The organism is Psychrobacter sp. CX5, from assembly GCF_057621535.2.
Genome location: NZ_CM177735.1, coordinates 2,576,520 through 2,590,619, shown reverse-complemented (window position 1 = coordinate 2,590,619; position 14,100 = coordinate 2,576,520). Strand labels below are relative to the sequence as shown.

General features: G+C 38.0%; 8 protein-coding genes. 7 read left to right on the top strand and 1 reads right to left on the bottom strand.

All coding sequences use genetic code 11. The annotated features are described in order from the left end of the window. Positions 1-36: 36 nt before the first annotated feature. Positions 37-1,074 carry a M15 family metallopeptidase gene (locus tag AC21OG_RS10055; protein WP_487376462.1) on the bottom strand — a complete coding sequence of 346 codons (1,038 nt, stop codon included), beginning with the start codon at positions 1,072-1,074 and terminating at the stop codon, positions 37-39. A gap of 117 nt (positions 1,075-1,191) precedes the next feature. Between AC21OG_RS10055 and AC21OG_RS10050 the strand changes: the two genes are divergently transcribed. The 7 genes from AC21OG_RS10050 (at position 1,192) to AC21OG_RS10020 (ending at position 13,933) form a co-directional block, all read left to right on the top strand. Continuing rightward, positions 1,192-2,757 carry a hypothetical protein gene (locus tag AC21OG_RS10050; RefSeq protein WP_487376461.1) on the top strand — a complete coding sequence of 522 codons (1,566 nt, stop codon included), beginning with the start codon at positions 1,192-1,194 and terminating at the stop codon, positions 2,755-2,757. An 88-nt stretch (positions 2,758-2,845) separates the two neighbouring features. Continuing rightward, entirely contained in the window at positions 2,846-6,847 is a 4,002-nt protein-coding gene (gene tssM / locus AC21OG_RS10045; protein WP_487376459.1) for a type VI secretion system membrane subunit TssM, read from the top strand. 5 nt (positions 6,848-6,852) lie between these two features. After that, complete coding sequence (gene tagF, locus AC21OG_RS10040) at positions 6,853-7,803, top strand: type VI secretion system-associated protein TagF (RefSeq protein ID WP_487376458.1); 951 nt, start codon at positions 6,853-6,855, stop codon at positions 7,801-7,803. Between the two features lie 48 nt (positions 7,804-7,851). Beyond that, positions 7,852-8,727: an OmpA family protein gene (locus tag AC21OG_RS10035; RefSeq protein WP_487376456.1), complete on the top strand. Its 876-nt coding sequence runs from the start codon at positions 7,852-7,854 to the stop codon at positions 8,725-8,727. Between the two features lie 14 nt (positions 8,728-8,741). Further along, the gene (locus AC21OG_RS10030; protein ID WP_491185038.1) at positions 8,742-12,155 is read left to right on the top strand and encodes a DUF2345 domain-containing protein; all 3,414 of its coding nucleotides are present in this window, start codon (positions 8,742-8,744) and stop codon (positions 12,153-12,155) included. 11 nt (positions 12,156-12,166) lie between these two features. Then, on the top strand, positions 12,167-12,628 hold the full coding sequence (locus tag AC21OG_RS10025) for a hypothetical protein (RefSeq protein WP_487378499.1): 462 nt from the start codon (positions 12,167-12,169) through the stop codon (positions 12,626-12,628). A gap of 630 nt (positions 12,629-13,258) precedes the next feature. Then, positions 13,259-13,933: a hypothetical protein gene (locus AC21OG_RS10020; protein ID WP_487378498.1), complete on the top strand. Its 675-nt coding sequence runs from the start codon at positions 13,259-13,261 to the stop codon at positions 13,931-13,933. The last annotated feature ends 167 nt before the right edge of the window (positions 13,934-14,100 follow it).

Below are 14,100 nucleotides of genomic sequence, written 5' to 3'. Positions count from 1 at the left end.
TTAAACGAAACTACTGAATATAATTGACATATTACATTATTGATTCGTCAAAATCTTTGCCATCTCTGGACGACCTAAAACGCCTTTTTTTCTAAGTTCAACATGGCCAAGATCTTTCATCCTCCAATCCCCTCCCCACACAAGACCCACAGATTTTGCAACTTTGCCATATAATTTATAGCCTCTCATCGCCCATGGATCGCGTTCTGATATTACAATTTTACCATTACGTATAAAGGCGCTATCAGCTGCCAAGCCAAATTGATGATAACTCCGATAGGAGCCGGCTTTAGTTACGTGTGACCCTTTTGCCAACAAGCGTGCCTGACGCTGGGGGCTACGATACCCTTCCAATAGAACCATGTCATATCCATATTCATCATGCATTATTTTATAAACCATTAATAATCGCTGTACGAATTCTGAATTCATTTTATCCCAGTTACGATCCGCATTTTTGATATTAATATAACCATTATTTAAGTGCGTACTAAGCATATCTGATGAATAACCCCCTTCAAGATCTTTAATATCAAGCACAGGGGATACATCATTAGGACTTGGAAATGACAATTCTGCATTATTTGATTTTAAATCTTCCCAGACATCATCATCAGCCTTTGATGCGCTATAACTGGCTATTTCGGCATCAAGTTCATCAAACAACTCTTCAGGAGGGGCTGGTGGTGGTTCAAGTCGTTCACCCATCAACAATTTATTTATTTGCGAGCTATAAATATTCTGCTCAACCTGAACATCATGATAAACCTCTAATGCAGAATAGTTTAACAACCAATAACATAAGCTTATAGTCACTACAATTAAGCTACATGAGGTGATGAAAATATAGTATTTTTTTAACCAGAATACTGGATTAACATTCAATTTTTTTCGTTTGGACTGATTTTTTTGTAGGTTGTTTTTTTTATTTAAATGCGTAAGTAAATGGATGTTTTTAAAGTTCTTCAATTTTTGCAATTTGAAAAATAAAGCTGACAATAGCTTTGGTTCAAAAAGTAAAGTGATGCAAAGTATTGCAATAAGAGTTATGATAATAATGATAAGATAGAGCATAAAATATGTTTAGTAAAATCTTATATCGTTGGGTATCTAAAAATAAATACATATCTTTAAATTAAATTTAGTAACTATACATACTATTAATTATAATTTCAAAGTGAAGTACAGCCTGTGAACAAAAATAAAATCCTTCTCTACATACGTTATAGTCTAACTCTTTTTCTAATAGTTTATCTTATTATTATATGGATGTATTTTAAGGATAACGTATCGACAGTCTCATTAGCCCAATTAGTTAATGGATTTGTTGTTATTCCTTTGTTGGTTCTATCTTTAATTTTGATAACTCATTGGTATTACAAAAAACGTATTAATAAGGAAGATAACAGCACAGATACAGATACTGTTTCTACAACTGTGCCTGAGGATATACCTGTGAGCCATGAGGTATTCTTACGCAGCTACGTATGCATCCCTGAGGGACAGCACTTTAAAGAAATCATTGAAAATTCATGTGATTTAACTGTTCTTAGTCCTAATTATGTTGATTCAAATAATTTACCAATTCTAACTAAGCCAGTAAAAGAAATTGAAAATTATTCTGAAGAATTATATTCTCATGATACTAATATTGATAGTATCACTCAGCGGATTTGTAACTTAATAGACTATATATTAACCCAAAATGAAACGCCTATTAGCCAAGTAGCCAATTATTTCAACTCAATAACGACTGCTCGTTTAGAACATAATAATCAAAACTTAGCGGTCAGTATGCATCCTGAATGGCAACAACCCTTATTTGCGGAAATCGAGAATAATACAGAAGCTCCTTCTAATCCTGAACGACCCATAAATCAATTAAGTACTATATCAATTTATTTGTTTATTCCTGACCTATCAAACAAACCTTATATTAAAGACTATTTAACACAAAAACTTATTGATTATGGCATTCCAAAAGATACTATTGATGTTCAAAGCCCTCTAATAAGCAACCATGACAATACAGTATCTATCACTGAGATTATGAAGACTAAAGCGCTTCATATCTCGCAAGATACTAACCCTCAGTTAAGTATCATCATTGGAGCTGATTCACAAATAAATGATGAATGGCTAGAGGAGTTTTATTTTACTAGTACATCGACCACTATTATCCCTGAAGAAGCAGGAACAATGCTTTTAATATGGAATGCTGCTACTAATACACTTTTAGATATAGACAACAGTGTTGTTGCCTCCTTAACTAGTATTAGCCATAAATCTGATACTCATCGTTATCCATCTGACTATGAAAATAAATCTGATACCGTTAACTATAAAACCAGTATACGTAAGATATCAGCGTTTATTGAAAATAAATTAATTATTAAAAATAAGAACTCTGACGAGGGTGCAGTAGTTGTTGAAGATGACCACCAGTCTAAAAAAGGCTTTCATTTAGATTCTTTGACACTAACAGCTTTATCAGATCTATCACCATTAAATGAATCTGACAAGTTAGTCGTGCTTACGCACCTTTTAGATAAATTAAAAGATAAAGGAGCTCTAGTAAATGAGCATCACTTAGGGCATTATGTTTCAATGAATAAATGGATGCAAATATTAATAAGCTTGTCATTGTTTGCTGACATTGATATAAATGACAATAATGAATTCAATAAAAATTTACTTATTATTGATGATAAAGTTAATACTTTATTGTGCATAACGACAACAGCGGATGATGTTTGAAACTCAATATAGAAAAAGACAATCACTTGTTAAATAAATCAACTTAAATTAAATCTTTAAAGTCTTTAGCTTAAATCAGGTAGCACGCATGTTTTCAAGATTTTTTTATCATCTTTATAACCCTAGAGTCCTAATAATAATTGCTATCATCGTCGCATTAGTTTTTTTATACGACTATGTACCTATTAATACTTTCATCGCGATTGTTGCCACTTTAATAGTACTGACAATCATCAGTATCTTAACCTTTTTCTATTTGAAAAAACGTAAGCAAGCTACGACAGAGCTCGCTAACCTTGTTGAAGATAGCAACCCTGATCTCGATAGTAATGATAGCGAAAAATCTGACGATAACACTCAAGAAGTTCAAGTACTCCGTCAACAGATACAAGAAGCTATTAAGACAATTCGAAAATCAAAACTTGGAGATGAAACAGGTCGCGCTGCTTTATATGAGCTACCTTGGTATATGGTAATTGGCAACCCCGCTGCTGGCAAAAGCTCTGCTGTTTTACATTCAGGATTAAAATTTCCTTTTATGGAAAAAAACAATCAACTCTCTGTTAAAGGTGTTGGTGGTACAAGGAATTGCGATTGGTTTTTTTCAACTGAAGGAATACTTCTCGATACTGCTGGTCGTTATTCTGCATACGATGATGATCGCTCTGAATGGCTGTCTTTTTTGAGTCTATTGAAAAAAAATCGTCCAAAAGCCCCAATTAACGGTATTATTATTGCCGTCAGTATTGCTGAGCTGACTAAAAATGATCCAAGCTATGCGTTAGATTTAGCGAAAAACTTACGCAGTCGTGTACAAGATCTTACAGAACAACTAGAAGTGCATGCCCCTGTCTATGTCATTTTTACTAAAATGGATCTTATCTCAGGATTTAGAGATTTTTTTAGTGACTACGAAAAAAATGAACGAGAGCAGGCCTGGGGGGCGACCATTCCTTATCCTGAAAACCCTGAAGATGTTAATATTGACGATATTTTTGAAGAACACTTTAATATCTTAGTCAATGGGTTAAAAGACTTAAGTACTACAAAACTGTCTTTACGACATCAGCGTGCTGTATCGCCAAGTTTGATGACTTTTCCGATGGAGTTTCAATCTTTAAGACCTGCTATCAGGACCTTAATGCATTCTTTATTTGAAGACAATCCTTTTCAGTTTAAGCCTATTTTACGTGGCTTCTACTTTACTAGTGCGCTTCAAGAAGGACAAGTTAACAGTCAAATGACTGAACTTATGATACAAAAGTATGCTTTGAAATTACCGACTGTACCCATTAGTAGCAACGAAATAGAAAGTGATAAGTCCTATTTTCTAAATGATTTGTTTTCAAAAGTTATTCTTAAAGACAAACATCTTGTCAAACAGCGTAAAAATCGTAATCAACGCAACTATAGAGCGATAGCCGCTCTAGCATCCATTGCACTTCTATGTGTTGCTGCTGGTTTGTGGACATGGTCTTATAGCAATAATAGGCAGTTGGTGGAACGTGTTGAGTCTGACTTACAACAAGTTGCATCTATTCAATCAGAGTCTAGTGGTGATCTTCAAAGTCAACTACAGTCACTGATGATTTTGCAAAAACGTATTCAGCAACTTGAAAAGTATGATGAAGACCGTCCGCTGTCTTTAAGCTTTGGTTTGTACCAAGGTGACAAGCTTAAACAAAAACTGTTTGAAGAATATTTTAATGGTATCAACATCATCTTAATAAAACCTACACAACATAATATTGAACAATTTTTAGCAGAAGTAAATGCTAATACTCAAAATTTAAAACCCGCAACGCTTGAATCAGCAAATGCAGAGTCAGCAGATAGTGTCTCCACGTATAAACGCGCAGATCCAACCAATATTGAAGATGCTTACAATGCTCTTAAAGCATATCTGATGCTTAGTGATCATACTCATTTGGAAACCAGTCACCTTAGTGACCAAATGACACGCTTTTGGCGAATATGGTTAGAGGCTAATCGTGGATCAATGCCAAAAAGTAAGATGATTAGAGACGCCGAACAAATACTAAGTTTTTCATTAGCTCATATTACACATCCTGAATTCCCATTAACTCAAAATGACCTAGGTCTAGTCGATCAAACTCGTGCGAATATTACTGAAGTTAGTAAAGGGGTACCCGCGCGAGATCGTGTTTATTCTGAAATTAAAATGAGAGCTTCAGCGCGCTTCCCAAGTGTCACCATTGCTCAAATTCTACCCGATACTAATAGTGAGGCGCTACTAGGTGGCTATGCAATCTCAGGAACCTTTACTAAGCAAGCTTGGGAATCATTTGTCAGTGATGAAATTGATAAAGCAGCCACCTCAAAAATTGTTGCTAATGATTGGGTATTGGGTACTAGCGCACAAAATGACCTCACTTTAACTGGTAGTCCAGAACAAATACGTCAATATCTAGTGAGCCGTTATAAGCAAGAGTATATTAATGAATGGAAAAAATTCTTGTTGCAAACCCATGTTCGTGAAAGTACCAGCTTTGATGATCACGCTACATTAATGAATCAGCTATCCAATATAGACAACTCCCCCATTAAAGTTTTGTTTGAGACTGTTGATCGTCAAACTCAGTGGGACAATACAGCAGCCGCGTCTAACGATACTGGAGCCAAAGCTCGTCGTGGGTTTATAGAATGGTTCAAACAAACCATACTTCGTCAAAGTCCTGCTGAACTACGTCAAGCTGAAGCTTTAGCTAATAAGAATAAGTCTGAACCTGACGCCCCTAAGTCAGCTAACGTAGGCGTTATTGCTCAAGAATTTGCTTCAATTCACGCGTTAGTTACCCCGAGAGAAGATAATCAAAACCTATCCTTGTTAGACAGTTACTTAAGCAGCCTAGGTGACATTACCACTCGTTTTAATAATATTTCTCGTAGTGGTGATATAGGACCTGATGCCCTATTATTCACATCCCAAACACTTAGCCCTGAAGGCTCAGAGCTTTCAAAATCTTTGCAAATATTAGATGAGCAAATTTTGAGTCAAGCAAATACTGAAATGAAACAAGTTATTAGACCTATATTAAGTAAACCTTTAACGGCTTCATTTAATATGCTCCTTGAACCCACCAAAACTGAAATAAATAAAGTGTGGCAAGCTCAGGTTTATAAGCCTTTTGTCGATAACTTGCAAAGCAAATACCCCTTCACTGCCAATGCGAATATTCAAGCAACACCAGCAGAAATTGGTCAGTTCTTTGGCAACGATGGGTATGTTGCAAAGTTTGTTAACGAGACGCTTACCCCCTTTATTATTCGTCGCGGCGATCAGATTTCAAGTAAAATCTGGAATGGTTCGGGTTTAGGTCTTAATCCTAAATTTGTCGCTGACTTTGGACGCTACTATATGAACTACACTGGAAATAGTAGCTCTAATAATGGCTCAAGTGCAGATACTTCGAATAATCGAACCACTTTTCAGATCATGCCACTGCCTGTGAGCGGGTTAACTGAGTACACTATCGTTATTGATGGTCAGCAGTTACGTTACCGTATGGGATCTCAAGCATGGACAACATTTGTCTGGCCTAATCCCTCAAGCCAACCTGGGGCGAGTATTAGAGCAAAAGATTATGATGGTAAAGATTTTGTTGTCTTTGAAGAGGCAGGCAACTTCGGTGTTGAAAAGCTTATTAATCAAGCAAGACGTACTGAAATTGATGACTCAATTTTTGAAATGTCATGGACGGGTGACGGTATTACCGTCCCAGTTCGGTTCAGAATAATTAGTAGTAGTAATTCATCTTCTGCTACTGGTGGGTCAAGTAATCCTTTCACAGGAATGAAGCTACCTGAAGACGTCATTGGTAAGGGTGTTACACGTTCTGCTAAACCCACAACTGAGAGTACTCAAAGCAACCAAGACGGTTCAAATCAACCAAATGATCAAGCAGGAACTAATAGTAATGCGTCATTGTTAGGTGGTCAGTCCAATTCCAATACGGATGAAACCGCCCCTGAGAATGATGAAGTTACCAATAGTGCTGACTCATCTACTCCAGTGAATGGGAGTCGTCAGTCTAATGATAGCGCAGCCTCATCAAGTACGCAGGAGTAACCGTTTTGAACACTGAACTATCACCTCTTGTATACTTTGGTAAGCTACCTTCGCGCGGCGACTTTATACGTTCACGCCATAATTCTACTGAAATAGATTTTATCGATAACTGGATAAGTGGGGCTCTGGAGCACCCAGAGAAAGCCTCACCTTCTCCGCCGCTAATTTTTTTTAGTCACGTCAATACATTGAATAAAGAAGTTATAACTGGCGTTATTCTTCCTAGTAATGATAATAATGATCGAATTTATCCTATCATTGGTATGCAAGTTCAATATATTGAGAAAATTAAAAACTGGACTAAGTATTTACCTGTTAAGTCATTCTCACTATGGCAAATTATTGAGACGGCTTTGTCGCAAGCTAAGCAAGCGACATCAGATTATGATGCGATTGAGCAATTAAATAATACGCGTCTAGCGATCGATGATAATGCCGTCACGTATTATTATGACTTTATTAACTCTACAACTCTGAATGATATAGCAACTAATATGGTTGTGAATAAAGTTCAACTTATTGAACAAATTATCGCTACTGGGCTGTTGTTTTTACCTACCCTTAGCAAAGGCTTTATCGGGTTAAACAAAACCCTATGTTGGTCTTTAGGTACAAACAAAAATACAGCCATTAGCATGGCGACGTTTTGGCATGATTTAATCCACGGCTTCTATACTCCTCATGACATAAAAGTAAATACTTATTTTTTTCAATCTTCTAAAAATTATCTACTAACCCTTAGCTTTAATGATCCACAAACTCAGGTATTGGCACAATTGTCTCATGGTACTAATAATACGTTAGATAACTGGTTAATTATGGATAACAGTGATTGGATTCAAAGCTACGTGGAAGAAGATATCGGCCTAAGTCGTTTTTATGAGTTATTATCACAAGATCAATTATATCTATATGATATTCGGCAACTGTTTAAGCAAATTTTTTTAGCACAATAGTAAAAGCTTATGAATATTATGTATAATATTAAAAAACAAAGGTTAACTATGTTTATCAATCAACAGCGAAGTTTAATGGTTATAAATAAAAAACGCTCTATGAAGGGCTCCATCACGTCTACCAAATCAGTGGTTACTTTAACAGCTCTGATAAGTCTGACTCTGGGCTCCTTATTATATACCGCTCAAGCTGCATCTACAGACGCTCAAGTTACTTCGATAGATAATAATACCCCTGTCGTTATAAAAGGTGTTGTGCCAAGCGTGTCTGATAAGACTGAACTTTTAGAAAAACTAAAAGCTCAATATCCAAATCGTATCGTTCGTGATGAAATAGAGGTGCGATCCAATATCAGTATACCAACAAATTGGCAAGAGATTTCTACTGCCATCATTGATAGTGATATCACCAACATCCGCCAAGGACGCATAGACATTAACGGCACAAGCATTGGTCTTTATGGCAAAGTTGACAGTCTTGAACAAAAGAATGCCATACAAAATAGAATTCATAGCCGGCTTACTGATCTTTACCAACTTGATAACCAACTGGTTGTCACGAAAGGTGAACAAAAGCTCATAGACGACACCCTAGGCAATCGCATTGTCGAATTTGAATCAGGGAGCGCCAACTTAACTCCTCAAGGACTTGGTATACTAGATGATATGGCAACCGTTATCAAAGACGTTGGCGATAATCCCATCACCATTACAGGCCACACAGACAACACAGGCGACGCAAACGCCAACCTATTACTATCCAACCAGCGCGCTGAAGCCGTCAAACAATACCTTATCGGACGTGGTATTGACGCCTCTCGACTAACCACCGTGGGTAAAGGAGACACCGACCCCATAGCCAGTAACGACACCCAAGAAGGTAAAACCCGTAATCGGCGTATCGAATTTACCCTAGGTGAATAACAAGGACTGTATTCATGCCAACCCTACATAACACAGCCCTACCCATGCACCTTGACAGGCTTTACGCCTCCGAAGGTAGCACCCAAGCCGCCTATGCCAGCCAACACTTAGACGTCACCGAACATACCCAGTGGCTAGACGCCCTACTCAATAGCAGCAATGAGCAAGCTCTCATCGACCTGCTAAACCCAAACAGTCGCTCACAGCATGCCCAGCACAGTATAGACACCTATGTCATCAACACCTATATCCATGAGCGCCATCAGCCCCCCTTTAGCTCACAAGCGCACCTTATTGGCTCCCCCTTGACCTTAAGCTTTGACACCCCAAGTGGTACCGCCTATCGTCACCTGTATATCACCGCCATACGTCAAATAGATCATGAAGGCAGCTATGGCTACTACCGCCTTATCGCCCAGCCCATCACCTCAACGCTGCATCAACATGCCCGTGCCCATATAGACACCCATACCGATGTGGTGAGTATGGTTGCACAGCGCCTATCTGCCATTAATGTTGACATCATAGATGACAGCGGCCATGACTGGACCCCAGCACGCATGACCCAGTGGCAACTCAGCGACTGGGCCCATATCTGTGAGCGTCTATCGCGTCAGGGCCTAACCGGCTATCTGCGTCATACCCAAACAATTAAGCACACTCCGCCACGCTTGGTTATCACAAGCTGTCAGCCAACTAAATCAGAAGATATCAGTTATAACATCGGTGCGATACGCTATCATCAAGCACTACATGACCGGGTTCACGCCCCCGTACTTGCCATCACGCATCGTGTTACCGCGCTCCCTAGCCAAATCAATGTTCAGCGCTTTAATACCGCCGCAGTATCTCATCCCGAGCAACGCATAGCCACCACACCCGTCTATGACTCAAGTGTCTTTACCGCCAAGCTAGCCATTGATACCCCAGCGGCCTTTGCTCCTGTGACAGATACTCAAAGTATCGATGATGCTCAAAGTATTGCTCAAAGCTTAACGGCAGCTCATAACCGCTATACTGCCCTAGCATACGCCACTGATGCCAATGTGACAGATACCTTTATCTTAGAGGGTCACAACCGTTTAAATGACCATTACCGCGTCACCCATTTAACACACTTAGCACGCAATAGCCTGACCCACATCACAGGGCTGACTCAAAGCCGTCGTCACCGTGAGCGTCATGCTTCACATCTAGAGGCAGGCAGTCATCTGACTCAGTTAAGCTTGATACTAGCCGATACCCCTTGGGTGGGTCATTTATATCGCAGACAAGTATTGCCGCCTATGACAGGCATCACAGAAGATCAGTCAGACACGGACAGTCGTGATCATATGACCCCTACTCGGCTTATGTTGTTTGATACCCAAGCCCAGCCTATATCAAGACTTGAGGCACAGGCAGGGGCGAACTATGGCACTCACTTCACCCATAGAGCGGATGATCAAACGCTTGTGCAGTCTATTGGTGATGGTGAGCATTTAATCAATACAGGCAGTCTACTATCTTCCACTCGCCCTAGCCTATTTGCTTGTCATGATGACAAAGCGGTAGAAAGTGGCTATCGGCATCAGGCAGACGATGCGTTATCCGAGTGGATCACTGAGCACCGATCTGATCAGGCGTATTCTCAGTTAGCAAATAATAGCAGCCATGTTAACTCAAAGGTTAAGATGGGTGTGATTCACCCTGCTACAGAGTCTAGTAAACGTGACGGTATTCATGTCGCAACTGATGCACAGGTAAGTGTGAAGACTGGGCAAGCTATGGTGATGTCCTCACAGCCGCAAACCTATGCCCAAAGCACAAAGCATGACTATCAGCATCATACCCCTACCCTCACTCAAACCAGTCTTGGTGGTCAGCATCTAAGCGAGCGCTTAACCCAGCTTGCCACAGGTTTAGGTCGTCAGGTTAATAGTCATAAAGACATTAAGACGCAGCTTGAGGCCATTACCAAAGAGCAAACTTCTACTACGCATCAACAAACTCCCTATACCCTAATAGACAGTGCCGCTGATAGTGGTTATGTCAGTGAAGATTTACTGGTTCATCGCTCTATGGGTGAGATGCTGTCTACCACTCAGCAAGATAGGATGGTGAGTAGTGGTAAGGGGCATCATCAGGTGAGCGGTGAGTCAACGACCCTTGTGGCAGACGGTAGTGTGAGCATGACCAATGCGAAAGACAATATCATGGTATCGGCGCATACGGGACGACTTGAGGCTACGGCTAAGCAGGATGTGAATATATCGTCTTCAACTAAAGAAGTTGAGATTGCGGCGAGTAATAAGGTGACGATTCATGCAGGCTCTGCAAGTATTACGCTTGAGGGCGGTGATATTACGATTAAGGCCAATGAGTTTATTGAGAAGGCAGGTAAGCATAATCCAGCTAAGGGTGGGTTTGATGGGCTGGGGCTTGGGGGGTTGCCTGATGCAATACTATCTATGTTCGATGAACAACTTAACCTAAAAAATGAATTTGGCGATATATTAGCCAATACTCCTTATAGATTGATATTGGACAATGGCGATATTATCGAAGGCATAACAGACATTCTTGGTAACACCCAAAGAATAATTACTAATAAGGAGGTGCCAATTAGCCGTATTGAGTTAGCTGTACCTACTACAGGATGTTGTTCACGACATTCATCTATGTTTGGCGGTTCTAAGAACTCAAAGCCCAGTAATTTGATTTACTCACTTGTACAAGACTTATTTGGTGTATCTACTAATAGCAATAATATAGGTAGCTCTCTAGTTCCAAGTACGATTAAAGACACTAAAAATAATAGGGGACTGACTACTAATGAGATTGCGCTTTTACAACCTTTCTTCAAAGACAGCTTAGATTATTCAGCAATCAGAATCAAAACGACTAATCTTATGCAAGAAAATGCGGGGCTAACTCCTTTTGGTAATATATGGTTGGATCCTGATACTTGCTTGAGTGACTTTGGCCAGTTGTACACCTTTGAAAGCATTAGAGATAGAAAGAGAAATTACGATGGTAGGTTTAGTTTTTATCAAGCAGTAGGACTACAAAAAATGATGATTCATGAATGTGTGCATGCTTGGCAATATCAGCATGGAGTGAATGTCTTTTTGAAAGGCTTATGGCTTAAACTAGATTTAGATTTCAATAATGAATATGAATATCACCTTGATGCTAGTAAAAAGCTTAGAGATTATAACTTAGAAGCACAGGCATCTCTTCTTGAGGATTATATTTTTATTACTCTTTATAGAAACTTGTTGACTGATAACGAATTAGCTCTTCACATTCGTGAAAGTGGTTATAATAATCGACAGCAATTATTTCATGGAAACCAGTCTACTGGCTACACCTTTAGACATAATCAATTTACACTTATGCAGAATGTACTTTCAGAGTTTATTGCTAATCCAAAGAGCTGTATTTAACAGGATCAATTATGAATAAAATTACTATTACTTTATTACTATCTAGCTGTTTTTTACTATTAGGGTGCCCTCACAGAACAATGGTAAGCAATGCGAAAGTTTTTTATAAAAAAAATAATAATATGTTATGTGTAAACCATTCTAGAAATATTGAAAAAGGAGTACTAACTACCTTATATGATGATAATGTAACTATCCATCTGCGTAAAACTAGTCCAGAAACAAGTTGTGCTACTTTTAGCATTAACGATAAAATCACTGTAAAATCTGCTAATAATAATATTATTGAAATAACTCCATATCATGTATACAACTTCTATACCGGCCTTCTCAAACAAGATATGACAGAAGGTGGTGGCTCAGGTTTCGGACCACGAATTTGTTTTGTTAAAGACGAACAGAATCAGTATGTTTTAAATATAGAAAATACTGAAGACCTAAACAAATTGAATAGCAAGTTTTGTTCGAAGTAAGGTTTGAACGCTAGACTGTAACTACCTCCTAAAATGACAAAGCTCAAACGTAGCGCTTCAAATAAAACATACATAAAGAGTTTTATGTGAGGCAACGAATGACTGGGTTTCTCATAGTATTGATTTAAAAAAATGCCAGTCAGTTATCTGGCTGGTATTTAGATATATACCTATTTACAAGTGAATATTAACTCTTATAGTAGATTGTTTAGTTAATACTATTACGGAAAAATAATGAAATCTTCAACTTAAATATTATTATCAATTTTACTACTGGGTTGTAATCCTTCAGATTCTTCATCCACTAGCAAAGTGACTCCTGCCGTTAAATCCGTACACCTAAACTTGAGAGATTTTAATTACGCAGCCTGATGATAGAAATCCATCCAAACCTGTCTTGGCGATCTCATACATTTGCTAGTCGCTCATTAACTAAACATATTTTCTATCAAGGATATACTGATAATTCAATGGATTATAGCTATAAATTAAATCAAAAAAATTAAAACCCGTACAAACGACCAATCAATTTAGAAATAACATGTGGTCATTATTTGAATGTAAGTGGGACATTTTACGTAAAGATCGAAGTATTAGCTATAGTCTAGATAAAATTACGGGATTTAAGAAATGAAAAAAGTGAATTTATTTACAGCAGGTGGTATCTTCATAGTTAGTAGTTTTTTTAGCTTTGAAGAAGCACTTTCTAATGAAATTGAACCATTTAAAGAGAATAAACTAGTAGTCTGTCAACCTACGATTCAAAGAGCAAATGCAATGATTAAACGTGTTCCACTTGATACCGGCGTATTAAGAAATAAGCCTGTAAATATTATTAGTCATACTCTATTTTCTGAGAGACTACAAAACTCTTTCCTTTGGAATATAGGAAACTTCTATAATCACTTTAAAAGAAGCTTTATACTCGATAAAGTAAATGCTCAGATCGATATAACATCAAATGGTTATGATAATGAGCAGATAAGCAAACTCAGCTTTAGGTTCTTACATCCTTATACTAGAAACCAACACGGTCATAAGATTCTAGAAGATGAAGTAAAAGTATTAATTGAAATGATTAATCTCGTGGTTTATGACGAAGAAATTGCTACACGTATTTTTCAGGATTTGCATGAGAAATATTTAGTTAAGCTTGAAAAAAACGAACTTCTTGACGATAATGCAACTATACACGCATATGTAAAGTATGACGATAAAATATTCCAGATATGGGGAGTTAATCGTATCTATGAAACTAGAGAAGAATGTAAATTAAATATGTTTACCGGTCTTTCAATAGAGTAGAGTTTAAATCTACAGTGAACTAATCTTTAATGTATATATTTATACTAATAACTTCTAAAACTTTCGCCAAACCCTAAATAAATCAGCTTTACTGCTGGTTTTTGATTAAGTCCAGACCACTACCACTCCATATTAGAAAGAGATCTAACCGCTAGCCCCGATTGGAA